At 42.1% G+C, this 25,177-nt stretch carries 16 protein-coding genes; 6 read left to right on the top strand and 10 right to left on the bottom strand.

Annotated features, from left to right (window positions below):
* Positions 1-4 precede the first annotated feature (4 nt).
* The 6 genes from ACYRYG_RS07360 (at position 5) to ACYRYG_RS07385 (ending at position 6,907) form a co-directional block, all read left to right on the top strand.
* Complete coding sequence (locus ACYRYG_RS07360; protein WP_293419823.1) at positions 5-1,204, top strand: SGNH/GDSL hydrolase family protein; 1,200 nt, start codon at positions 5-7, stop codon at positions 1,202-1,204.
* Positions 1,205-1,283: 79 nt separating this feature from the next.
* A complete protein-coding gene (locus tag ACYRYG_RS07365; RefSeq protein WP_293419820.1) occupies positions 1,284-2,708 on the top strand; it encodes an MFS transporter in 1,425 nt (474 codons plus the stop codon).
* 35 nt (positions 2,709-2,743) lie between these two features.
* Positions 2,744-3,880: a glycoside hydrolase family 10 protein gene (locus tag ACYRYG_RS07370; protein WP_293427199.1), complete on the top strand. Its 1,137-nt coding sequence runs from the start codon at positions 2,744-2,746 to the stop codon at positions 3,878-3,880.
* An 8-nt stretch (positions 3,881-3,888) separates the two neighbouring features.
* The gene (locus tag ACYRYG_RS07375) at positions 3,889-4,854 is read left to right on the top strand and encodes a glycoside hydrolase family 43 protein (RefSeq protein WP_293419817.1); all 966 of its coding nucleotides are present in this window, start codon (positions 3,889-3,891) and stop codon (positions 4,852-4,854) included.
* 223 nt (positions 4,855-5,077) lie between these two features.
* On the top strand, positions 5,078-5,824 hold the full coding sequence (gpmA, locus tag ACYRYG_RS07380) for a 2,3-diphosphoglycerate-dependent phosphoglycerate mutase (RefSeq protein WP_293419814.1): 747 nt from the start codon (positions 5,078-5,080) through the stop codon (positions 5,822-5,824).
* 195 nt (positions 5,825-6,019) lie between these two features.
* On the top strand, positions 6,020-6,907 hold the full coding sequence (locus ACYRYG_RS07385; RefSeq protein WP_293430115.1) for a fructose bisphosphate aldolase: 888 nt from the start codon (positions 6,020-6,022) through the stop codon (positions 6,905-6,907).
* A gap of 117 nt (positions 6,908-7,024) precedes the next feature.
* On the opposite strand, the gene ACYRYG_RS07390 is transcribed toward ACYRYG_RS07385, so the two are convergent.
* The 10 genes from ACYRYG_RS07390 to ACYRYG_RS07435 all read right to left on the bottom strand — a co-directional run bounded on the left by ACYRYG_RS07390 (position 7,025) and on the right by ACYRYG_RS07435 (position 25,171).
* Positions 7,025-8,509, bottom strand: a complete 1,485-nt coding sequence (locus ACYRYG_RS07390; protein ID WP_460197910.1) for a glycoside hydrolase family 125 protein — start codon at positions 8,507-8,509, stop codon at positions 7,025-7,027.
* Between the two features lie 50 nt (positions 8,510-8,559).
* Positions 8,560-10,902 carry a GH92 family glycosyl hydrolase gene (locus tag ACYRYG_RS07395; protein WP_460197911.1) on the bottom strand — a complete coding sequence of 781 codons (2,343 nt, stop codon included), beginning with the start codon at positions 10,900-10,902 and terminating at the stop codon, positions 8,560-8,562.
* Positions 10,899-11,678 carry a basic secretory protein-like protein gene (locus ACYRYG_RS07400; RefSeq protein ID WP_293424666.1) on the bottom strand — a complete coding sequence of 260 codons (780 nt, stop codon included), beginning with the start codon at positions 11,676-11,678 and terminating at the stop codon, positions 10,899-10,901. The genes ACYRYG_RS07395 and ACYRYG_RS07400 overlap by 4 nt, the downstream gene beginning before the upstream one ends.
* Positions 11,679-11,702: 24 nt before the next feature.
* Positions 11,703-14,036, bottom strand: a complete 2,334-nt coding sequence (locus ACYRYG_RS07405; RefSeq protein WP_460197912.1) for a GH92 family glycosyl hydrolase — start codon at positions 14,034-14,036, stop codon at positions 11,703-11,705.
* A 4-nt stretch (positions 14,037-14,040) separates the two neighbouring features.
* The gene (locus ACYRYG_RS07410) at positions 14,041-15,234 is read right to left on the bottom strand and encodes a glycoside hydrolase family 130 protein (RefSeq protein WP_293424662.1); all 1,194 of its coding nucleotides are present in this window, start codon (positions 15,232-15,234) and stop codon (positions 14,041-14,043) included.
* A gap of 108 nt (positions 15,235-15,342) precedes the next feature.
* A complete protein-coding gene (locus ACYRYG_RS07415; protein ID WP_460197913.1) occupies positions 15,343-17,019 on the bottom strand; it encodes a glycoside hydrolase family 76 protein in 1,677 nt (558 codons plus the stop codon).
* Between the two features lie 233 nt (positions 17,020-17,252).
* Positions 17,253-18,818: a C2 family cysteine protease gene (locus ACYRYG_RS07420; protein ID WP_293424658.1), complete on the bottom strand. Its 1,566-nt coding sequence runs from the start codon at positions 18,816-18,818 to the stop codon at positions 17,253-17,255.
* Positions 18,819-18,915: 97 nt separating this feature from the next.
* Positions 18,916-20,856: a RagB/SusD family nutrient uptake outer membrane protein gene (locus ACYRYG_RS07425; RefSeq protein WP_460197914.1), complete on the bottom strand. Its 1,941-nt coding sequence runs from the start codon at positions 20,854-20,856 to the stop codon at positions 18,916-18,918.
* An 11-nt stretch (positions 20,857-20,867) separates the two neighbouring features.
* Complete coding sequence (locus ACYRYG_RS07430; RefSeq protein WP_460197915.1) at positions 20,868-24,149, bottom strand: SusC/RagA family TonB-linked outer membrane protein; 3,282 nt, start codon at positions 24,147-24,149, stop codon at positions 20,868-20,870.
* A 107-nt stretch (positions 24,150-24,256) separates the two neighbouring features.
* Positions 24,257-25,171 (bottom strand): endonuclease/exonuclease/phosphatase family protein, encoded by a 915-nt coding sequence (locus tag ACYRYG_RS07435; RefSeq protein WP_460197916.1) that lies wholly within the window; start codon positions 25,169-25,171, stop codon positions 24,257-24,259.
* Between the last annotated feature and the right edge of the window lie 6 nt (positions 25,172-25,177).

Below are 25,177 nucleotides of genomic sequence, written 5' to 3' on the forward strand. Positions count from 1 at the left end.
TATCATGAGAAGAAAGATCATTGCATTGTTCATGCTCCTCTCCTTAGAGGCAAGTCTGTATGCCCAAACGCCGAAATGGGTGGGAACCTTCGCTACGGCAGTAGAATATACAGGAGTTGAAGACATGCCCCGGAACACCAACTTGGCCAACACTACGTTGCGGGAAATCATTCATGTCTCTCTAGGTGGCACACGCCTTGAGGTACAACTCTCCAATGAAAAGAGCTGCCACCCCGTTGAAATAAAAGCTGTCTATCTGGCCGATGCCCTGGACTCATGCAATATTGATCCCCATACAGCCAGATGGCTGAAGTTCAACGGCAAGCGGTCTGTAATCCTACCCGCAGGAAAAGCCATCTATTCCGATGCCCTGGATTACCAGCTACGACCACTGCAACGACTTGCCGTTACCATCTGCTATGGTTCTCAAGTTCCGGAGAATGCCACTTCTCATCGCGGCTCTCGTACCCTATCTTATATTGCCAAGGGTATGATACGACCCGGTAAACCATTTGTTGTCATAGACACCCCTGCCCACTGGTATAACCTGTCCAAAATCAACGTGCTATCCTCCTCCCATGCAATAGCTATACTGGGCAATTCGATCACTGACGGACGCGGAAGCACTACCGGCAAACAAAACCGCTGGACTGACTTTATGGCAGAAGCTTTAAATGGAAATGCTGGTGTATTGAATCTGGGGATCGGTGGCAACTGTGTTATATCAGGAGGGATCAGTGATCCAGCCCTGAAGCGCTTTGACCGGGATATTCTGGATCAGAAAGGCGTGGACCGATTGATCATTTTCGAAGGGACCAATGATATCGGTTGCTGTAAAGGAAATGCAGAAGAAATCTCACATAAGTTGATTGAGGCTTACCAGACGATGACTATTAAAGCACGGGCAAAAGGCATAAAAGTTTATGGTGCAACCATTACGCCATTTAAAGGCAATGGCTGGTACACCTTCTTCCATGAAGCTGCACGCCAGACCGTCAATCAATGGATCCGCACTAGCGGAGCCTTCGACGGGGTTATCGACTTCGACCAATTAGTACGTGACGAGAAGGATCCGGAACAAATCCGGCCAGAATATTCATTTGACTGGCTTCATCTGAACCCCAAGGGATATGAAGTTATGGGGAAATTTGCAGCTCAAATAATCCAGGGGAATAATCCTCCTTATCAGACTCAGGCAGAATAAAAAGACGCTACAGTATACAGGGTATTCAAGGAAAGTACCCAACTACGGAAAAACGACAATCATATCACATCTAACAAGAATGGACACAAAGGTAACTACAAATAGGGAATCCATGGGATTCTATAAACTCAACTGGATCCAACGTATCGGATTTGGCTCCGGGGATATGGCGCAGAATCTCATCTACCAGACTATCGGCATGTATTTATTGCTTTTCTATACCAATGTCTTCGGACTCTCCCCAGCTTCAGCTGCTGTCATGTTTCTTGTCGTACGGCTCGTGGACGTACTCTGGGATCCTATTGTGGGAACATTCGTTGATAAGCATAGCCCACGGTGGGGGAAATATCGTTCCTACCTGGTCCTTGGAGGCATTCCTTTATCCGGATTTGCCATACTCTGCTTCTGGAACGGTTTTTCCGGATCCCTCCTCTATGCCTATATCACCTATGTAGGCATGTCCATGTGTTATACTCTGGTCAACGTTCCCTACGGAGCCTTAAATGCCAGTCTTACACGGGACACTGACGAGATTACAGTCCTCACCTCTGTCAGGATGTTCATGGCCAACCTGGGAGGACTGGCTGTAGCCTATGGCATCCCGAAAATCGTAGCGAAGATATCGCCTGATGGACTTACAAACACAAAAGCAGATGCCCATGCCTGGTTTATGACTATGGCGATCTATGCCATCGCCGGTTTTATCCTACTGATCTTCTGTTTTTCCCAGACCCGTGAACGGGTAGTGATGGACAAGAAAGAAACAGCCAATGTAAAAGTCAGTGATCTGTGGGTAGAGTTTATGCGAAACCGTCCTCTCCGTATTCTTGCTTTCTTCTTCATTACCGCATTTGCCATGACCGCAATCGGAAATTCGGCAGGTTCCTACTATATGATCTACAACGTAAACGGTACCAGCAGCCAGATGGCTGACTTTATGGCACTCGGTTCCATTCCTGCTTTCATCTTCATGCCGATGGTCCCAGCAATCAAGAGAAAGATCGGTAAAAAGCGGATGTTCTATGTTTTCCTGAGTATCGCCATCTTCGGTATGGCTGTTCTCTACATCGTTTCCGTCATACCTGCTTTAAAGAATCAGATCTGGATGGTTTATATCGCACAGTTTATCAAGTCAACAGGCGTGATCGTCGCCACCGGTTATATGTGGGCTCTGGTCCCGGAGGTCATCTCCTACGGCGAATATACCACCGGGCGCCGCATTTCAGGTATCGTCAATGCCCTGACCGGCATTTTCTACAAAGCAGGCATGGCACTCGGAGGAGTTATTCCAGGTCTGGTACTGAGTTTTGTGGGATTTAACAAGGACAATGCCACCACACAAACAGTTTTTGCCCAACAGGGGATTCTATGGCTGGTTTGTATCATTCCGGCCATCCTTCTGATTCTCGCCATGTTTATCATTTCCAAATATGAATTAAGTGATGAGAAAATAGACAAGATCAATAAAGCTATCGAATCCCGGCACTGCCAAGATCTGAAGTAAATACTTATCTGTGAAAATTCTGAATGAAGAAAAATATGATACATACGAAAATGAAACTAAAAGAGATTGCTATCTGTATTCTTGCCGTTCTAATGTTCCTACCTCTTTCAACTCAGGCAAAGAAACAAATCCCGGCATTAAAGAACGTAATCGGAAAACACTTTCTTATCGGGACCGCCGTAACCGTTGATCAGGTTGAAGGCAGAGATCCGAAAGCCACATCAATAATCACAAATCAATTTAATTCGATCGTGGCGGAAAACTGCATGAAGCCGATGTACCTTGAGCCCGCAAAGGGGCAGTTTTGCTGGACCCAGGCTGACAGCCTCGTACAATTCGGTCTTGATCATGGGATGAAGGTCATAGGCCATGTGCTGATCTGGCACAATCAGACAGCTCCCTGGATGTTCAAGGATCAGTATGGAGAACTGCCCGGCCGTGAGGAAATGGTCCGGCGCATGCATGATTACATCACTACCGTAGTAGGACATTTCAAAGGAAAAGTGTTCGGATGGGATGTCATCAATGAAGCTGTTCTGGACGACGGTTCTCTCCGAAAAAGTCCCTGGTACAGGACTATCGGACCTGAGTATTTCAAACTGGCTTTCAAATTCGCCCATGAGGCAGATCCCCATGCAGAACTCTATTATAATGACTATTCCATGTCTAATCCCCAAAAAAGGGAAACGGTGGTCAAACTTATCAAGAAACTCAAAGCAGCAGGCTGCCGTATTGATGCCGTAGGGATGCAAAGTCATAACGGATATGACTATCCCGACCTCACTGAATATGAAAAAAGCATTCGGGCATTTATTGCTGCCGGTGTAAAAGTACAATTCACTGAACTTGACATCAATATGCTCCCTAATCCCAAACATTTCGGAGGCGCTGAGATCAACCAGGAATTCCAGTATGACCAAACTTTGAATCCGTATGCCAAAGGCCTCACTCAGGAAGCACAAAAAGTTTTTAACAGTCAGTACCTCGCCTTCTTCCGGTTATATCGGAAATATGCTGCACACGTCAACCGGGTGACCCTCTGGGGCGTCTCCGACAACAACAGTTGGCTGAACAACTGGCCCATACCCGGCAGGACCAACTATCCCCTGCTCTTCGATCGGAAATACCAGCCAAAGCCTATTGTAAGAAAGATTATCAAACTATTTAAATAAAATATACCATGAAAGCAAGGTATTTATTCCCGCAGGATTACATGGCTGACCCAGCAGCCCATGTTTTTAACCATAAAATCTATGTCTATCCCTCTCATGACTGGGACAGTGGTGCTGCCTTTGACGATGACGGCGGGCATTTTCAGATGAAGGACTATCATGTACTCACCATTGACGGTAATCCTATGTCTGCTCCCGTTGCAGACGAAGGTGTCATCCTTGATGTAAAAGATGTCCCATGGGCCGAAAAACAGATGTGGGACAATGATGTAGTAGAAAAGGACGGCCGGTATTATCTCATCTTTTCCGCCAAGGATTATAATGGAGTGTTTCATTTAGGCGCAGCCACAGCAGATCGTCCGGAAGGTCCGTTCCATCCCGACCCCGACCCTATACGTGCCAGTTACAGTATTGATCCCTGTGTGTTCAAAGACGATGACGGGAAAATCTATGTTTATTTCGGTGGTCTCTGGGGCGGCCAGTTGCAAAGGTATCAAGATAACAAAGCATTGAAGAGCGAACATCTCCCTTCGGGTAAGGAACAGGCTATACCTTCCCGTGTGGCTCGCTTAACCGGTGATCCCAGGCAATTCGGGGAAATGCCCAGACCCGTGATAGTCACAGATGCCCAGGGGCAACCCCTGACAGCCGATGATCCACACCGTTTCTTTGAAGCCAGTTGGATGCACAAATATCAAGGCAGATACTATTTCAGTTACAGCACTGGCGACACTCACCTGCTCTGCTATGGTGTAGGAGACAATCCCTACGGGCCTTTTACTTATAAAGGCATCATCCTTAAACCTGTTGTGGGATGGACGACACACCACTGCATCATCGAATACCAGGGACAATGGTATCTCTTCCATCACGACTGCATACCCAGCCATAACAAGACCTGGTTACGGTCATTGAAAGTCATGCCACTCCAATATGACCCTGAAGGTAATATTATCCCCATGAAAAGTGAATAAGACGGCCATACGGTCTAAACAAGCTTGCCCTCTCTGGAAAAAGATAACTTTTAACAGTCAAACCGTTAAAAATCATCTAAAAAGTAGTCCGATAAAATATTTAGTGTTATATTTGTAAAAGGTCAGAGAAGACACTAAACTTTGGCTCTCAACTACCATAGAAGCACCTCCCTGGCTGATGCAGAATAAAAATATTGTTGGACTTCATAAATTCATCAAAGAAATGAAAAGAATCGTATTAGTCAGACATGGCCAAAGCCAATGGAACAAAGAAAACCGGTTTACAGGTTGGACAAACGTAGATTTATCTCCCCAGGGAATAACGGAGGCGGAAAACGCCGGAAAACTTCTGAAGCAAGAAGGCTATACTTTTGACATCGCTTACACCTCTTATTTAAAAAGGGCCGTCAAGACGCTCAACTGTGTTCTGGACAAGATGGATGAAGATTGGATTCCTGTCCTCAAATCCTGGAGACTGAATGAAAAGCACTATGGTTTTCTTCAAGGTCTGAACAAGAGTGAGACAGCAGAAAAATATGGTAATGAACAGGTACATATCTGGCGTCGAAGTTTTGATATTGCCCCCAAGGCAATGTCAGAAGATAATCCGGACAATCCACGGCATGATGCGCGTTATGCCGCTGTCCCACCGGAATATATCCCCGATACGGAATCACTCAAAGACACCATCGCACGGGTGATGCCTTACTGGGAATGTGAGATCTTCCCTCGGTTAATGAAATCAGACAATATACTGGTCGTTGCTCACGGTAACAGTTTACGTGGTATTGTAAAGCACTTGAAGGGAATATCAGACGATGATATCAGTAAGTTGAATATCCCCACAGCAGTTCCCTACGTCTTCGAGTTTGATGACCATCTCAAACTTACCAAGGACTTCTACCTGGGTGATCCGGAAGAAATCAAGCGCAAGCAGGAGGCCGTGGCCAAACAGGGATTGGCAAAATAAGCATAAGCAGGAGGAGAAAGACATAAAAAGCGGCAAGTGATAGATACACAGTCGGTTAAGAGCATTATCAGCAAATAGGTATTAACTATATTTCACATTCCGAATGAAGAAATTCAAGAAAAAAGTGATAAGTTATTGATATTTTATCTACATTTGTTTGAAGGCATAAAATAACATAATATAAAACAGAAAATTATGAATGCAATTCAATTAGAGCAAATGAAATCCGGTAAAGGATTCATTGCAGCACTGGATCAGAGTGGTGGAAGCACGCCAAAAGCTTTGAAGAATTATGGTATCAACGAAGATGCCTGGAAGACTGACGAGGAGATGTTCGATCTCGTCCATCAGATGCGTACCAGGGTTATCAAGGCTCCTGCATTCAAGGGTGACAGGATTATCGCTGCCATTTTGTTTGAGAACACGATGAACCGCAAGATTGACGGGATGTATACTGCTGACTATCTGTGGGAGAAAAAGCACGTGGTACCTATTCTGAAAGTTGACAAGGGTCTTGCTCCTTTGGAGAACGGCGTCCAGGTCATGAAACCTATGCCTGCACTGGACGACTTACTGAAACAAGCCCAGAAACGCCATATCTTCGGTACGAAGATGCGCTCTGTGATCAAGGAAGCCAATGAAGGCGGCATCAAGAAGATTGCAGACCAGCAGTTTGAAATTGCCAAAAGAATCATTGCTTACGGCCTGGTTCCTATCATTGAGCCGGAAGTCGATATTCACGCTCCTGAAAAGGCCAAATGCGAAGAGCTCCTGAAGAAATATCTGAAGGAGAATCTGGAGAAACTGGGTAAAGATCAGAAAGTAATCTTCAAACTTACTATTCCTACCGTAACCAATTTCTATTCTGACTTGATGGCAGACGGTCGTGTCGTACGTGTAGTTGCCCTCTCGGGAGGTTACACCCAGGATGATGCATGTGAAAAACTGGCACAGAATCACGGAATGATCGCTAGTTTCTCCCGTGCCCTATTACAAGGCTTAAATGCAAAGCAGTCTGACGGGGACTTCGACAAGATGCTGAAGAGCTCCATTGACAAGATCTATCAGGCTTCCATCAAATAAATCTAATCATTGACAAAGCCATAACGAGGTGCATGGGAAATGTAAATCGTTACGATAGTCATAATGTAAGAGGTTGGCAAGACACTTGCCAGCCTCTTTCCATTTTTGTATCCTGTTTTATCTTTTAGCACTATTCAGCAGGTCGACTTTCCCTTCATCGACCAGTTTCAGGATCAGCTCTCCGAACAATGTGTCCGACCAGGCAAACCACGGACGGGTAAACTTTTTCGGATCATTCTTGTTGAAGGATTCATGCATGAACCCCGTACCAGCATCCGTTCGTTCCAGGGTTTCGATGCACCATTTGATTTCCGCATCATCCGTGCTCGTGAAGGCTCTCATCATGATGGACATCGGCCAGATCATATCATATCCTACATGAGGACCACCTATTCCTTCCGCTGCACTCCCACGGAAGAAATAAGGATTATCATGGCTCCAGACAAAACGGCGCGTATTCTGATAAATAGGATCCTTCATCTCTGACGGATCAAGATAACCCATAGCTAAAAGACTTGGAACATTTGCATCATCCATCAGCAGGTGATTCCCAAAACCGTCCACTTCATAAGCATAGATTTTCCCATATTTAGGATGATTGTATACGGCATATTTGTGTAAAGCCGTTTCCACTTCATCCGCCAGAGATGTACACTGTGAAGCCAGGTCATCACGATCATTCACCTTCTTCAATATTTCAGCAGCTTTACGCAGGGAACTGACTGCCATAAAATTAGAAGGCACCAGAAACAAAAATGTCGTTGCATCATCTGAAGGCCGGAAAACAGAAGCTATCAGGCCTACCGGTTTTACAGGTGCTCCATAACCGTCATTCTGTACTGTATCCAGAGCACGATCTGTCTTACGCATAAAATGATAAGAACCCAATCCGTTTTTACGTTGTTGCTCTCTGAAGGTTTTCAATATATTCTGGATGGCTGACAGCCATTCAGGACCAAACACGGAAGAATCACCTGTTACCTGCCAGTAATAATAGGCCAGGCGGATCGGATAACATAGAGAATCTATTTCATATTTCCGTTCGTGCAGTTCCGGTTTCATCTCCGTCTCGTCACTATCCCATTCACTACCCGTAGGACCGTCGTTGAACGCATTCGCGTAAGGGTCAATGTTGATACATTTCATCTGACGGTTGATCACGCCACGGAGCATGGCTTTCAGCCTGGGATCCTTGTTGGCAAACTGGACATACGGCCAGACCTGGGCACCCGAATCACGGAGCCACATGGCATGAATGTCACCCGTATAGACAAATGTATCGTCATTTCCATTCGCGTCCTTACCATAATGCACCGTCGTATCCAGCGTGTTCGGATAGCAGTTCTCAAACATCCATGCCAGATAGGGGTTCCTGGCCAGAAGCTTCTTCACTTCCGCTATTTTCCGGTCAATGATCCGGGAACGGAACAGACGCTGTGCCACCGGAGGACGGTGGGTAATCAGACTTACGACAGGAGCGGATGCAGCCCGGTTACCAGGGCTGACAGCTTTTTGCATCTGAAGACCGGGAACGGCATGTACGTTGACCGAGAACAGAGGCAAAGCCATCATTAATCCTAAAAGTTTTATATTATTTCTCATAACTGAAAATATTATTCTGTTTTTTATTCAAGCTCCTTATGAAACTACGGTCATTCTCCATGAAGAGGAAGGGCATATTTTACAAGATGCGAGGAAGAAGATATGGATGGAGGAACATCCGAATCCAGTATTCCCCGTTTATAGTCAGGAGTTCTGCTCATCACGAATTTCAAGCGAACACCATCCCTGATATCATTCCATGTGATATAAGACTTAGTATAAAGTTTTCCATTCATAAACAGTTTTTTCACATACAAATTCTTTTTACTCCAGTTCTCTGTCTGGACATCAATATACCTCCCATTACTCATCTGGACCTTTATTTGACTCAAGGCAGGAGAACCTATGTTATAAATATTGCTCGAAGGAGCGACCGGATAAAAGCCCATACAGTTAAAGATATACCACGCAGACATCTGGCCACAATCATCATTACCGGACAAGGCCCCCGGCTGATCACCATAGAAACGGCTGACTATCGTACGCACCCATTTCTGGCACATCCAGGGTTCCTTTATATAATTATACAAATAGGCGATATGATGACAAGGTTCATTGCCATGCCAGTATGCACCGATACGGCCCTGAATATCATGGGCGCCGGGAATATTTTCAGGTAAAGGGATTGTGAATAAAGAATCCAGACGAGCCTTGAACCATTTCGGTCCCATCAAATCAATAAGCCCTTGGACGTCATGAGGCACATACCAAGTATACTGCACTGTAAAGCCTTCTGTAATATCCCCCCAGCCAGCGGCAGAACCGGGCCCCTGATAAGCCACCGGAGTAAAAGGTGTACGCCAGTTTCCATGAGAGTCCTTCCCTCGCATATAATGAGTAGAACAGTCATAGAGATTCTGGTAAGATAAGGCGCGATTGAAGAAATAGGCATAATCCTTCCCTTTCCCAAGAGCCTGTGCAGCCCGGGCTATACAGTAGTCATCGTATGCATATTCCAGAGTCTTTGAAACAGATTCATTCTCGAGATCAAACGGGACATATCCCAAACGATCATATTCCGGCAGACAATCATAGTGAGGATTTGTCGCCGTAGCTTTCATCGCTTGATAAGCCCGCTCATAGTCTACGCCAGGCATCTTTTTGACAATCATGTCAGCCAACACAGAAACGGCATGATAGCCGATCATGCACCAGGTTTCATTCCCGTAAAAAGACCAGACAGGAAGCATATGCTCCACACTCCTGTCATAATGAGCCAGAAGAGAACAGGAAATATCCTTTGCCTTATCCTGTTGTACCAGATTAAACAAAGGATGCAAAGCCCTATAGGTATCCCATAACGAAAAGACGGTATAGTTAGTGAAACCGTCTGCCTGGCTAATGTTCTTGTCCAAAGCACGATACCGCCCATCAGCATCCTGGAAGACAAAAGGACATAAGGAAGCATGATAAACAGAAGTATAAAAAGTCGTTTTATCTTTCCGGTCAGCAACAATTTGATATTTGCTAAGTTCTTTCTCCCACAATGACACCCCTTCTGCCCGGAGAGAATCGAATGACTCTCCGTCAAGTTCTCTCAGATTATTCAGTGCACCTTCTGTACTTACAGATGAAATAGCGGTCTTCACATATACCGGCTCACCGGATTGGGTAGAAAACCGGATGCAAGCCATCAGATTCGTACCCCATGCCTCACGACTGGAACGAAACCGGCCGGATTTATCATAGTATATCCGTTTCTTATCCTGGTAGATGGCAAAATCCGTCAGTTTCTTTGAGAATACTGCTGCAAAATATGTATGTCGCTCAGGTCCCCATCCTTTTACCAATTTATATCCCACAATCGTCGAGTCATTAACCATCCGGAGATCAGACCACACACAAGTCTGCCATAACGTATGATTCATGTCGATCAGGATAAAAGACTCTTTGGATTCAGGATAAGTAAAACGGAAGATGCCGCTTCTCCTTCCTGAAGTCATTTCAGCCTTGACGCCATAATCTTTCAGCACCACCCCATAGTAATCAGGCGAGGCCCACTCCTCGGAATGAGAAAAACGAGAACGGTAGCCGGAATCAGGGTATTCCTCTGTTCCAGGGGATAACTTCACCTTACCGGTCCCGGGCATAAACAGGAAATCACCCAGATCAGGGATACCCGTTCCGCTTAAATGGTTCAAGCTGAATCCCTGTATGGAATGACGATCATATTTATACCCGGAAGCCGCATCATAAAAATGTTCATCCGTATCCGGTCCTATCTGAATCCCTCCAAACGGAACCTGAGGGCCGGGATAAGTATTCCCATAGCCATCTGTCCCGACAAAAGGATTCACATAATCGGTCAGTCGGACCGGCTCCACAGACTTTCCGGACATACAAATGGAAGACATGCCCGCCAGGAGCAAGAACACAAATCGTTTTTTACTCATGGCCGAATATCTCCCACGGCAACCTCATACTGACGCCATAAGCCATCTATAGAATATTGCTTGCCCAGTACCTGTTTGATCGCCCCGTCAAACGACCAGGGGATCACCTTCAAGGTACTCCGGTTAAACTCCCGTAAGAAATTCCGGTCATAATGATCCCTGATCCAGACCAGGAAGAACCCCAGACGGCGATAGCCATCCATATAAGAGCCTCCTCTGGGACGGTCCTGAGGAGTAAAATAACCATTTGCCACCCGTACAGCATCAGCCATCCCCTCAATAAACGCCCAGAAGACCTTACTGCTTCCATAATCTCCGATCCCCTGAGGTTCAAGTTGATAAGCATGGGTAAGTTCATGAAACAGCACACCGGCCGTCTCATACAGTACCTTGGCCGTATCTCTGTTGGCGAAGGACTGCTCCACATGACGCGTACTAAACCATATATTGATATGGCCATGGGCACCTCCCTTTGCAGATATTCCCTTACTGTCTTCCAGGATATAGTCAATCTGGTCAACCGGAGGAATGCTGTCTTTAGGAGAATCATACAAAGTACAGAGCACCCGCCGTGCCTTATCCTGGATAAAAGCGACAGGATCAGGGATAATAGCATGGTAAATCCGTGAGCCTTCCGTATCAGGCGCCTTATCGACAAAATTGATCCTCCCTACCGGATAATTTTTCCACAGGGATAAGGCATCTTTATGAGAATGGGCAGACACCAGCAAGGGAACAGACCACAAAAGGATAAACAAGAAAGAATATTTCTTCATAATAAGATAATTATAAAAGTGATATTACCGATCAGGTAATGTTAATGAATAAGGCTTGTCCGACAAGGCCAGCCCACGCTTCTTATCAGGTTGAGAAGCCATGATAAATTCCAGAGTTCCGCCTCTGAGGATGTCTTCATGAGTGATATACATTTTTTCATATTTTTTTCCATTCAGTCTGACAGCCTTCACATATCTTTTGGAATCACTCACCCCAGGCGCCTTAATGACAAAAGTCTTCCCATCCGGAAGATTCAACCGGGCATAAGGAACATACGGTGCACCCAGCACATACTGATCTGTCCCCGGACATACCGGATAGAATCCCAATGCCGAGAAAACGTACCATGCAGACATCTGTCCACAGTCATCATTTCCGCTCAAGCCATTGATATTATTCTTGTACATACGGTTCATGATCTCACGGATCCAGTACTGAGTTTTCCAGGGCTGGGAAGTCCAGGCATACAGATAGGCGATATGGTGGCTGGGCTCATTGCCATGATCATAGCCCCCCAACAGCCCTTCCTCAGTAATATCCTCATTTTTCTCATAATATACTTTCGGAAGATGAGAAGAAAAAAGATGATCCAGTTGGCGGATAAAATTCTTGTCCCCACCCATGCAATGGATCATGCCAAAAACATCCTGGGGTACATGGAAGGAATAGTTAGCAGAATTTCCCTCTATAAATCCCTCCCCATAGGTCTGTAAGACACTGAACGGTTTTTTGAATGTACCGTCCGCACAACGGGGACAGGCCATACTGATGGCCGGATCATAGATATTCCGGTAGTTCAAAGCCCGTTTTTTAAACTGCTCTGCAACAATCTTGTCCCCAGTGGCCTGAGCCACGCGATAGACTGCCCAGTCATCAAACGCATATTCCAGGGTGTTCGAAGCCGAGATACTACAGTGGTCATAAGGCACATAGCCCAGTCTCATATAATCCTTCATGCCTTCCATCCATGGAGAAGTAGCTGTCGTAACCATCGCTTTCAACGCCTCACGGGCATCCAACTTCCCAATCTTAGACACAACGTCGGCCAGGACAGCTACAGCATGATAGCCGCTCATGCACCAGCCTTCATTCGCCATGAGGCTCCATACCGGCAGGAGGTGCATCGGATTCTGTTCCTGTAATTTCAGCATAGTTCTGGCCATGTCCAGTCCCTCAGCCGGTTTCATCAGGTTCAGCAAAGGATGTTCTGCACGATAGGTATCCCACAGGGAGAAAATCGTATAGTTGGTAAAATCCTTTGCATGGTGGATATCCTGGTCTATCCCCCTGTATCTCCCATCCACATCCATATAAACCGAAGGATTGATCATCGTATGGTAATACGAAGTATAGAACATGGCCAGTTGATCAGGAGAGCCTTTCACCTCTATAGAATTGAGTTCCTTCTCCCAACGGTCAGAGGTCTCTTGGTGGATCTGCTCAAATGACTTTCCGGCAGCCTCAGCCATAAGATTCTTCAGGGCACCCGCCATGCTGACCCCGGAGAGAGCGACCTTCACGACCAGCCGGTCATCAGAAGGAAGGTCAACATCGAAATAGCCCACCATTTCCCTTCCGGCCATATCCGGAAAATTATGGTGAAGGTCAAACCTGCCCCAGAACCCGCCGTATGGCATCTTCTGACGGTCCGTATAGCCCCAGTCCTTCACCGGGGAAGACAGGGAGATGGCAAAGTAAGTATAGTTCTGGCGGGCCCAGCCATTAGTAATCCGGTATCCGGTCAGCAAAGTATCATTCACAACCCGCAGATAAGTCCAAAGGGTCTTGCCTTTGTAATTATAGATTCCATGGCCGAGATCCAGGATGAAACGACCTTTCCTGTCCGGAAAAGTATACTGGTGAACGCCCACTCGCTGAGTAGCCGTCAACTGGACCTTAATATGATAATCACTCAATTCCACTTCATAATAGCCAGGAGCACACTTCTCCGTTTTATGGGAGAAACGGGAACGGTATCCGGCATCCGGATCTGCAGCCGTTCCTGGATTCAATTTCAGGGGACCATCTACCGGCATTATCATGACATCACCAAGGTCAGAATGTCCGGTGCCACTCAGGTGAGTGTGACTGAAACCGACAATAGTCCTGTCATGATACTGATAGCCGGCGCAGTAAGCATAAGCCTGAGGTTGGTATTTTCCATTTACATTCTGTGGGATCGTATCCGTTTCCGGACTTAGCTGGACGATGCCAAACGGAGCACATGCACCTGGAAAGGTGTGCCCCATACCATTGGTACCGATCATGGGATTCACCCAGTCTGTGCAATTCTGGCCCATAGCCACTCCCGAGCAGAAGGCAAGTCCTAATAAGATATACAATTTTTTCAAACACATTACCTTAATTTATATCATTATTAATATATAGTTGATTATGAAGGACAACAGGGTCACCTTTTATTCCAATTAAAGAAGGATCATAAACAGCAACACCCACTTTGGAATCAGCACACCCATAATACATAAACCATTTATTATCTTTAAAAACCAAGCCTTCAACGAAAACAGTACCAGCTTTATACTGGCCAGTCTTCTCGTAAGAAGCCATTGGACGGAAGAAAGCTTTATCCAATCGATGCTTCACCCTAAATGGGTTATCTTTATTAAACAGTACTTGACCCGCCGCATAAGTATTGGGTGGATAATTTCGATCCATTTTACGAATATCATCACTGTTTTTACCATTATAAATCAATAGTATACCTTTGCTGGTAATTACCGCTGGAGGCCCGCACTCCGTCAGACCACTATCAAAAAAGCCATTTCGCGGCTGTACCAGATGAATTATATTCATATCAGGATCACAGACTGGCTGCCAGTTGATGCCATCGCTGCTGGTAGCAGCCGCTATGAACTGCTCTCCCCAATACATAAGATACTTACCATTCACCTTTGCCATGATCTGCCTTCCATTTTTTATTTCAGTAACTATGGAACCTGATTTGCATGACATGTCCTTGAACCTTCCTTTGTAAGCATTTAAAAAAGCAGGACCGCAATGTTTCCATGTACGTAGATCTTTCGATATAGCGATTGATAAACGAGGTATCCGATTATCCCATGAGGTAAAAGTCATAATGTATGAACCATTTCCCGTATCGACGACACGAGGATCCTCACAACCTCCACTCCACTCGTATTTCTTTGATATTTCTGAACCATCAGGATACATCACAGGCTTTGAACAGCGATAATCAACATGAAGACCGTCGCCGAAAACAGCAAGACCGATACGAGAAGTACGTTTGCCAATACCCACATAAGGATCATCTTCCGCACGATATAGCACATAAACAGAATCATTCCTGACAATGGCAGCCGGATTGAAAGTATCAGCACATTCCCAATGAACTTGAGTTCCTTTATAAGGACATAAAAAAGTAGAAGAAGCAATGGGCTCTATAAGTGGATTAATCCTGGCAGGGCGAACAAACCCGCCAAAAGCCCAGGATGGCAAATGATTCCCCTTTGCGAAAACCTCTAGGCTAAATAAAAGGAGCAACTGAACAAGACCTAAAAAATTTTTCCTTTTCATTTAATTAATTTATTCATATTTCCAAATATTCAAATTTTATTCTTTCAAACAGCACTCGTATGCAGTTTTATAAAAGTATACCTTTATGGACGAATACCCAGAATGTATTCAGCGCTTGTTTTTTTCCAATTGTGCCAGATCAGCCATCAATTCAACACAGGCCCCTTGCTGTAGCATATCCCAACTAGTTTGTGATTGTGCACCACTGAAATCGCCATCATTCAAAAGATTAGTATTCTTATTCCTACAGCTACTTAACCATGCATGCTTCATCGTCTTTTGCAGCGCATCTATGTAAGTACGATTATTGTCCATATCGTACAATGCTAAATAGCCCCTGAACATCACGGTATTAAACCAGCAATCACCTGGGGATAAAATACAGAAGTCTTCGTTTAATATATTTGAATGAAAAGGCTTAAACCACTTTTCGTAGGCTGACCGTGCAATCTCCTGGGCATCGGCCAGATATTTGTCCTCTTTCGTGATCTTATAGAGCAAGGCTGCTGCCTCCATAGGTTCCCCTGAATTGTAAGAATATTTATTCTTTGAGACCTTCATATCTGGATTTATGTTATCCCAGTACAAATGATCATCGGGATCCTGCATGTACTTCTTTAGCCATGCATACAATTCTTCGGCTTTGTTCAGATACGAACTATCTCTTGTAGCTATAAAAAGCCGGCAACCCAGAACAGTCGCTGGAGCAGTTGAACAAGTATGTTTCGTTGTTGTCGGAGACGGGTATTCTTTCCATAAAATACCACCTCCACAAGTTGGCGTGTTTCCTTTCATCAAATATTTCCAAACCATCTTTGCTTTTTCCAAATACCTGTCATCTTTAGTCAAATTATACCATTTGATCATATCCAGACCGATCCATGCATTGTCATCATAATACCGGTCATTACCAGAAGCAGGATAAACGGCATAGGCAGCTATGCCGTTATCATTTGTAATGAAGTTGTTGATTCCATCGAACATAGTATTGTCATAAGCCTGAAAATCACCTCCATACTGACTATCGGCTGTTGCTTCACGCATGGACAGAAAGGCAGCAAGTCCTTCTCCCTGGCCCCAGACGACGGCATCCCCATTCCAATATCCATCAGATTTCGGATATGCTCCATGCCATCTTAAAGCTCCGGATATACTCCAATATAATTTAAAGAAAGCATTCCAGAGAGTATCAGCCCGTGATAAAAAAAATGTTGTTTGATCAGATGCGGTTTTTAATGCCCATTCGGAGAATTGGGTCTGATCTCCGCCATTATTCTTCCTTATTTCCAATTTATAATAAGAATAATAAGAAGCATTCGGAATAGTATAAGTTTTTGTTTCTAAACGAACAGGAAAAGAATCTATTCTGTTATCCAGTGAAATCCATTTAATGCTGTCAGCCGAACCATACAAAGTCCAAAACGCTGGATCATTACGGCTAGATCCATCTGAAGAAGCAAGCGAATAATGATCAACGAGTTCACTTTGATCCCCTTTCCATATTAAATAAAATTGGTTATGGAAAGTAGAGAACTTCGTTTTCACGTTATGGTCCAGCAACTTATCAACCTCTTCACCCTGCGGAGAATCAGAATATTCCGAGGTAATAATACCCCCAGAGGGCATATTTTGAGTGCCACTTCCGATCTTTACTGAATAAGTAGAAGGAAGCTCTTTTACGAATGACCCAATCTCATTTCTTGAACAGGATCCTAAAAATACACAAACAAAAAGCAGAGAACAATCTACATCTATCACTGTCAAAAATCTATCTAATAACATCATCTTAAATCAAATTTTACAGTATTAAATCCGTTAGCAAATTAACTTAGGATATACTTAATTTTACCAATGAGAGACACATTAATATTATTGACATATAGAAAATCAACACATGCATTTTCTCCTTATTATGTAAATAAAGCATTCCTTTTTAAAGTATAATTCCTATCCTGCTATAAATATACAATAAACGACATCAGACCATTTCAATACTGAAACCATTGTATAATGACGTTCTAGAATCCCAATTTCATCAACCATTTTGAAACTCTCATGTTTTCCGGATCTGATTTAAAATCCGGACGCCTATAAGGTATTTTTACACCTAAATTACCCGCATACCCCGAATCAATTATGCGAAGATCAATAGTTGAAGTTATATTTTTATCGTTCGGAATATCCATTATTCCATCCTCCTCTCCCGTTGAGCTACCTGGACAAAATCCCCAAGGATTACGCATTGAAAATAATACAGTAGGTTCATTTGATAAAGACAAAGTATAGGCATGCCCCGTAACTGTTTGATAATTTCCAATATTAAATATACGATTAAAACCACCAATAACAAATTCCCCTTTTGCCAAAGAGACTCTCACAACGCGTTGTAATTGACTTGGAGATAAAACACCTGGTGAAAAAGCAAAACTATTTCCATTCCCTGTAAAAATTGGAGTAGTAAATTCACTACCAATTCCTCCAATATCGGAATTCACTTTATAAATACAATTATATTTCATAATGGCTTTTTCTAAAATTGTAGACCATACTGCCTTACCGTTCTTTCCGGATACGGCAGCAATCTTCCCGTCAGTGCCGATTAAAAATTTAGAAGACACTTTAACAAAAACTGGTTCCCCTTGAGGGTCATACATAGAAACCGTAAAAGTAGAATCCCCATTATCCTTGATAATATTCATGATAAAATCCGGATGTACATAAGCCATTGAAGCTAATGCAGCGAGAGCTCCACAGTCTCCAATACCATGTTGATTGACATCCGCAGGACTTGGGGTGCCATAAGGATATAAAGTAACGGGCATTTCTGCCAAACGCAAATCAGAAGTAGAAGCTGGTGGTCCTGGTTCATTAATTGCATTATTAAGCCAAATTATATCTTCAGCCGTAGTAATATGACAATTAGTATAATGGGTTCCCAATGGAGTAAGAGATGAATAAGTACTGCCACTTGAATATTGCATTAAATCATCTATAGTATTCTCAGCAGTTCCCAAAGTCCATTCAGAGAACTGAGTCTGAGCGCCACTATTATTCTTCCTTATTTCCAATTTATAATAAGAATAATAAGAAGCATTCGGAATAGTATAAGTTTTTGTTTCTAAACGAACAGGAAAAGAATCTATTCTGTTATCCAGTGAAATCCATTTAATGCTGTCAACCGAACCATACAAAGTCCAAAACGCTGGATCATTACGGCTAGATCCATCTGAAGAAGCAAGCGAATAATGATCAACGAGTTCACTTTGATCCCCTTTCCATATTAAATAAAATTGGTTATGGAAAGTAGAGAACTTCGTTTTCACGTTATGATCCAGCAACTTATCAACCTCTTCACCCTGCGGAGAATCAGAATATTCCGAGGTAATAATACCCCCAGAGGGCATATTTTGTGTGTCACTTCCAATTCTCACGGAATAAGTAGAAGTTTCCTTTTTTGCTAATAAACCTATATTGTCTTGTGAACAGGATATTAAAAGAACAGTTGCAATAAATAGAAATAAATCTGCCTCTAACACGTTCTGTATCACAGATATAAATTTGCGATTTCTATAACACATAAACATATTAAATACTTTAATTTCTAACTATAATTCACATTATCATACATTAATGGAAGAGACAAAATCACCTCTTCCATTAAATATAGATCAATACGAGTATTTACCAACCAGGATTTTGGACAAGTGCTGAATTTTTCTCTAACTCACTCACCATAATAGGCCATAAATACATCTTCGGAGTATCAAAGACTCTGTTTTCCACACAAAACCGTTGCATCTTATAACGAGTTCCATCTATAACTATTTTACCGTTAGGATCCTGTATAGGTTTCATTCCATTAATCATACGCTGACATTTCGGATAAGGCCCATACCCTTGGGACCAATAATTTACGGAACGTTCATTATTTGTTGTACCGGCAGCTTCCCACTTTTGTTCTTTTGACAGTTCATCACTATTATCAGGCTCCAAATACAAACGGGACCACCAAGCCCTCTTATCTTCATAAAAAAATTCTACTCTCCGCTCTCTCTTAATATATTCACGCATTAAGTTCTGGTCCGTTATTGTCTCGGGCGGCATAGGTGCCATAAAAGACCGTGCCCTGACTTTATTGATCAAATCATATATTTCCTTATTTGGTCCAGAGATTTCATTAACTGCTTCACAATAAATATAAATAAATTCTGGCAATCTCCATACAGGTGGACAACTAATGCTCACACTGCCATTATGATTCCAGCCTTCTTGTAAATATTTTCTTAAATAGTATCCAGTCGTCGTAGCATTGGAAGCTCCTATTGCATTTTCACCTGTAGCAGTATTAATAGTAGAAGGATTATTATCATGCCCACGAAATGTTGAACCACAAAACAAAATATCTCGATAAAAACGAGGATCACGCTTTACAGAAAAATATGGATTCCCGTCATCGTAACCATCAGTCTTTGCCCTCTCCGAATAAATTGGATAACCATAACCGTTGGGAGCAATATACTCATATTCATCAACTTGCTCCTGTACTGGTTGTTGCCTGGAACTTCCACCTCTACTTGGAGGATAAACATCACCAAACCAACCTTCATATTTTCTCTTCGTCACAAACCAAACATATTCATTTTTAAAGGCATCCATATCATAGTACATTTCCCACAATCTCGTATATACTGTTGAATCACTTGTATTCTGACCACCACTGTCCTGAAAATCATTAGCAGTATATTTCGTATATAAACTATATCGAGGAGTACCATCAGAATTCTTGAAATCTAGAACTGCCTTTGCTGCATCACGAGCCATTTTCCAACGATTGACATCATAAGTATCATAATCACTTTCAAAAATACGCTTACCCGTATAACCATATTTTTTTGCTCCATTATATAACGGAGTTGCCATAGTCCATCTTGTAACAGCTATTAAACCGAGACACGCACCTTTATCTACTCTTCCAAAATCATTTCCATTCCAAGAAGCAGGTAATAACTTATAGGCAGTTTGAGCATCTCTACAAATTTTTTCAGCAACACTATCAGCAGATTCCTGTTTGAAAGTCATTTTCTGATTAGGATCTACGGGATAATCCAGATAAGGAACTTCACCATACAAGCGCAAAAGCAGATAATGTAAATACCCTCTAAGAAAATAAGCTTCGCCAATACGCTCATTTAAGTCTCCTGGTTCCAAAGGATTATCAGAAGTATAATATTTCTTTACTCCATAAATTATCAAATTAGCCTTTCTTATATCTCCATATAAACTAGCCATAAATTCTCCTCTGTCACCACGCGGTAAACCACTAGCATCCCATGCACCGCTATTATAGAGATTAGTCACGTTTCCTTCAGCATTATTCCCTTCACACTCATCTGTAATGGCAGCAGTTGAGAAATCATAAAAGAAAGTCAAGGTCTCATTGGCATTTGCAGCTTTATTATACAAATCAGAAACCAAACCATTTACCTTATCATAATGAGCAAAAGTTTGTGCTTCCGTTGTCTTATCATCCGGTAATTTATTAAGGTAATCATTGCAAGAAGTTAATAGACCAGATAAGAGTATAAAGCCAAATAATATAATATCACATTTAAACTTTTTCATGTTTTATATACTTAAAATGTTATATCTACGCCAAAATTTAATATCCTCAATATGGGATATTGATATCCATTGGAACTACCCAATTCAGGATCTACATCTACATCTTTCAAACCAGGTGCATAAGTAGCCAGATTTTGTCCTTGTGCATAAAAGCGTACTCTGCTGAGACCTATTCTCCGTATAATTTCATTAGGCATAGAATATCCCAATTCTACATTTTTCAATCTGATATAGCGTGCATTATAAAGGAACAAACTACTAGAAGAATTCTTATTATTGGAATTAGCACCAATACTCAAAGCTGGATACTTAGCTGTATTAACAGTTTCTGATGTCCAGCGCTTTAAGTGTAAAGGTCTCACTGATCCTATTTTATCCTGATCATAAGAAGGAAAATCCCAAACAGCAGCATCAGTTAATTCCATAGATGTATGAGCTGCTCCCTGAAACAAAAAACTCAGATCAAAATTTTTATATTCCAACGTAACAGGTAAACCGAATTGAATTTCTGGACTTCTGGGATATCCCATTCTTTTACGATCTCCTAGATCTGTTATTTTACCATCACCATTTAAATCTTTATATACAACATCTCCTGGAATCAATATCCCCCAAGGTTGATATTTCTCTGCATTTAATTTATCTGCTTCGGCTTGATCTTTTACAAAATGATCAAAGACATATAAATAATTTAAATAAAGTTCATGTCCAGTTTCTTGCCGCCATTCATACTCTCGTGGAATTTCATTTTCATATATAACTTTATTTTTGGCATAAGTAAAATTAGGCCTGACCATCCAATTAAAATCTCTCCCCACATTCCCCCGAATAGTCAATTCAAAATCAATTCCGTGATTCTTTACTCTTCCAGAATTAACATAAGGTGCATCACGGCCTACCATAGATGGAAAACCTAACTTATCATCTCCGGATAAACTAGTAATAATATGATATCTATTTTCTTGGAAAAGATCAATAGACAGTTCAAGTTTATGTTTCAAAACAGACAAGTCAATTCCTATATTGGTTTTTTTCGCTTTCTCCCATGTAAGATTAGGATTCCCAAAAGTTTGTTCACCCCATCCACCTACATTTGTATTAAAATTTTGGTCTCCAAAATTATAACTGTCTCCTGAGCCATAATAGGCCAAATATGCAAATCTGCCACTTGGTAACTTATCACTACCAACCCATCCTAATGAAGCTCTAATTTTTAACAAGTCTAGCCAACTGCTTGTTTTTTGCATAAATTTTTCTTTAGAGATAATCCACCCAATAGAACCAGCAGGGAAAAATCCATATCTGTGTCCCTTTGCAAAATTCTCTGACCCATTATAACCGAAATTAAATTCCCCAAAATATTTAGAAGCATAATTATACGCAAACTGACCTGTCATTCCCTGATAACGATGATCTACATCCTCTCCTCCACTTACACTTTCAGTTGAGCGATTTAATAACAACATCCCAGAAACATTATGAACATTACTAAACGTTCTATCATAAGTTAATTTCAATTGATAATACGTATGGTTATATGGATCATCCTTGTTAAGAGAACTACCTATCGTCTGATCTGCACTATATTTATTTCCTGTCGTATAGGCACCCATATAATGGCCACCTTCCATATAAACATCTCGACCAACATCTTTCGGAACAAAAGTAGCATATTGTGGATAAACACGATAGCCTTCGCTGTAAGTACCCAAAGTTCGGTATATCCAATGCCCCTCTCTAGAATCATACGAGAAAGTGCCCTCTATTTTCAATCCTTTAGTAATGAAATCCAAATTATATCCTAATGAAAAATTACCAGTTACTTCTGTCTGTTTTTGATTATGATACCCTGTTCTGCTCAGTTCGCCTAAAACATTGTAGCGATAAATTTGATCTCCATATAACAGTCCATTAGGATTACTTTGATAATACGCCTTATTAGCAGCATTATCATTTTCTTCCAAAGTAATTGGTAAATAGGGTGGTTGGGTAAAAGCTAAGGTAGAAAGCAATGATGCTGAAGAACCTATATTTACCCTATTATAGAGCAAAGCACCCAAATCCAATTTTAACCAAAAATTTTTAGTTATGTCTACATCTATATTAGATCTAAAATTATACTTTTCAAACTTAGCTGATGTATTATACTGAGATAAATTTGTGTGATCAAAATTACTTCCCTGGTTCATATATCCAGCAAGTACAAAATACTTAGCTTTATCCGAACCACCACGTACAGATAAAGAGTAATCTGTCTGCATAGCCGGTTTATAAATATAGTCAAAGTAATTCCAATTATAACCTAACCCATCAGAATTATCCCCTTTAGCTTTCCGAAAATTTTCTATTGATTGATCTGAAAACAATTTAAGAGATGAAACATCTGCACCAGTTCTCTTGGCATCATTTATCATTGCTTCATTATAAAGAGTAGCATAATCTGCAGACCCTAACAAATTTGGTAATTGGACCGGGTAATTTACTCCAGCAGAAGCTTTAAAATTTACACTAGCCCTCCCTGATGCAGTTCCTCTTTTAGTAGTTATTACTATCACACCATTTGCTCCTCTAATTCCATAAGGTGCAGTTGAGGCAGCATCTTTTAAGATAGTCAAGGATTCGATCTCGTCCGGTGAAATATAAGACATATCTCTTTCAACCCCATCAACAATTACAATAGGAGATTGATCGTTATAAGTAGACTTCCCTCGTATAAAAATTTCCGCCTTATCTACTCCAGGTTCTCCACCCGCATATTGATTAACGATCATTCCCGGAAGCCTACCAGCTAAAGCATTATTAATATTTGCAGTAGGGCTTTGTACAAGATCCTTAGTCGTAATTGTGGAAACAGCTCCTGTAATATCTTCTCTTTTTTGGGTTCTATAGCCCGTTACCACTACTTCTGATAAAGCTTTCGTATCCTCTTCTAATAATACGACTAAGCTTTTCCTTCCTTTTAATTCAACAGATTGTGACTGATAACCTATATAAGAAAATATTAGTGTCGCATTCACATAAGGAACTTTGACACTAAAATTACCGTCCACATCTGTAACGGCAGAAAAATCTGTGCCCTTTACAATAATAGTAACTCCTATTAAAGGATCTTTATTGGTAGAATCCAAGACTTTTCCTTGTACTACATTTACTCCTGCAAAATTCTGATTCTGTGCATTAGAAGTAAGTGGTATAAAGAATAAAAATAATAACAAAAATCGGAAGAAGTGAGTGATACTTCTATAAGATAGTATCCTTTTAAACCGATTACAAGAAATGTTTTCTTTACTCATTAGATTTAAATTTATAAGGATGACAGTTATTATTAGAATAAAACTAAGGAAGATTATAATAATTATTCCTTTCTTTATTCGATTATATATTTATTAAATATTACAAATTACTTCTGATATTTCAGGATGACTTTCACGGGGAAATGATCAGACGGCATCCTGATGTCATACTTCTTGAATGATATCTCCTTCGGAGCATCTTTCTCATGAACCTCTTCCGCCATATTCCGAGGAGTACGATAGGTATCTGTCAGGATGCCAAAACGATAGACATGAAACTGTTTCGACACGAACACATGGTCTATCTGACTATTTGTCCAGGAATACGGATCAAAGCCATTGAACGTCCCATTCAAGGCATAACTCATATCGGCTATCTTATAACTGTCCTGAAGTATTCCGGAATTAGCCAGCAGGCGATAACTCTCATGGGTCTGGTCCACATTGAAATCACCCGTCAGGATCACCGGATCATTGCCACACATCGACCTGATCTTCTTCAAGACCAGTTTGGAGCTCTCTCTCCGGGCGGTCACCCCAATATGATCCATGTGAAGATTAAAAAACCAGAGTTTCCTTTTTGTCTGCAAGTCCTTGAAATACCCCCATGTACAGATCCTGATGCAGGCTGCATCCCAGCCTTTGTTCGGATAACCTGTATGCTCGGACAACCAGAAATGGCCGTCTTTCAATGCCCGGAAACGACTCTTCTTATAAAAGATCGGAGCATACTCTCCCTTTGTCTTACCGTCATCACGGCCTACACCGAGATAACCATACTGGGGCAGAGCCGATAACAGGTCATGCAACTGGTCATGCAAAACTTCCTGGGCACCCCAGAGATCAAAATCATTAAAGGTTACTAACTCGGAGATGACAGGGCAGCGCTGTGACCAGCCATTGCCCTGCAATTCATCTTCATGATTGTGATTTCTCACATTATAAGTTCCCACTGTCAACTGCTGTGCATTGACAGCTGCGGCAACGAACAGCAGGAACAGGAACATCAATCCTTTTCTCATTATTTT

The organism is Segatella asaccharophila (assembly GCF_054687055.1).

Bases quoted from the DNA above. Each gene is read 5' to 3' on its own strand.
- ACYRYG_RS07360 (WP_293419823.1), top strand. From the start codon at position 5: ATGAGAAGAAAGATCATTGCATTGTTCATGCTCCTCTCCTTAGAGGCA.
- ACYRYG_RS07365 (WP_293419820.1), top strand. From the start codon at position 1,284: ATGGACACAAAGGTAACTACAAATAGGGAATCCATGGGATTCTATAAA.
- ACYRYG_RS07370 (WP_293427199.1), top strand. From the start codon at position 2,744: ATGATACATACGAAAATGAAACTAAAAGAGATTGCTATCTGTATTCTT.
- ACYRYG_RS07375 (WP_293419817.1), top strand. From the start codon at position 3,889: ATGAAAGCAAGGTATTTATTCCCGCAGGATTACATGGCTGACCCAGCA.
- gpmA (WP_293419814.1), top strand. From the start codon at position 5,078: ATGAAAAGAATCGTATTAGTCAGACATGGCCAAAGCCAATGGAACAAA.
- ACYRYG_RS07385 (WP_293430115.1), top strand. From the start codon at position 6,020: ATGAATGCAATTCAATTAGAGCAAATGAAATCCGGTAAAGGATTCATT.
- ACYRYG_RS07390 (WP_460197910.1), bottom strand. From the start codon at position 8,509: ATGAGAAATAATATAAAACTTTTAGGATTAATGATGGCTTTGCCTCTG.
- ACYRYG_RS07395 (WP_460197911.1), bottom strand. From the start codon at position 10,902: ATGAGTAAAAAACGATTTGTGTTCTTGCTCCTGGCGGGCATGTCTTCC.
- ACYRYG_RS07400 (WP_293424666.1), bottom strand. From the start codon at position 11,678: ATGAAGAAATATTCTTTCTTGTTTATCCTTTTGTGGTCTGTTCCCTTG.
- ACYRYG_RS07405 (WP_460197912.1), bottom strand. From the start codon at position 14,036: ATGTGTTTGAAAAAATTGTATATCTTATTAGGACTTGCCTTCTGCTCG.
- ACYRYG_RS07410 (WP_293424662.1), bottom strand. From the start codon at position 15,234: ATGAAAAGGAAAAATTTTTTAGGTCTTGTTCAGTTGCTCCTTTTATTT.
- ACYRYG_RS07415 (WP_460197913.1), bottom strand. From the start codon at position 17,019: ATGATGTTATTAGATAGATTTTTGACAGTGATAGATGTAGATTGTTCT.
- ACYRYG_RS07420 (WP_293424658.1), bottom strand. From the start codon at position 18,818: ATGTTTATGTGTTATAGAAATCGCAAATTTATATCTGTGATACAGAAC.
- ACYRYG_RS07425 (WP_460197914.1), bottom strand. From the start codon at position 20,856: ATGAAAAAGTTTAAATGTGATATTATATTATTTGGCTTTATACTCTTA.
- ACYRYG_RS07430 (WP_460197915.1), bottom strand. From the start codon at position 24,149: ATGAGTAAAGAAAACATTTCTTGTAATCGGTTTAAAAGGATACTATCT.
- ACYRYG_RS07435 (WP_460197916.1), bottom strand. From the start codon at position 25,171: ATGAGAAAAGGATTGATGTTCCTGTTCCTGCTGTTCGTTGCCGCAGCT.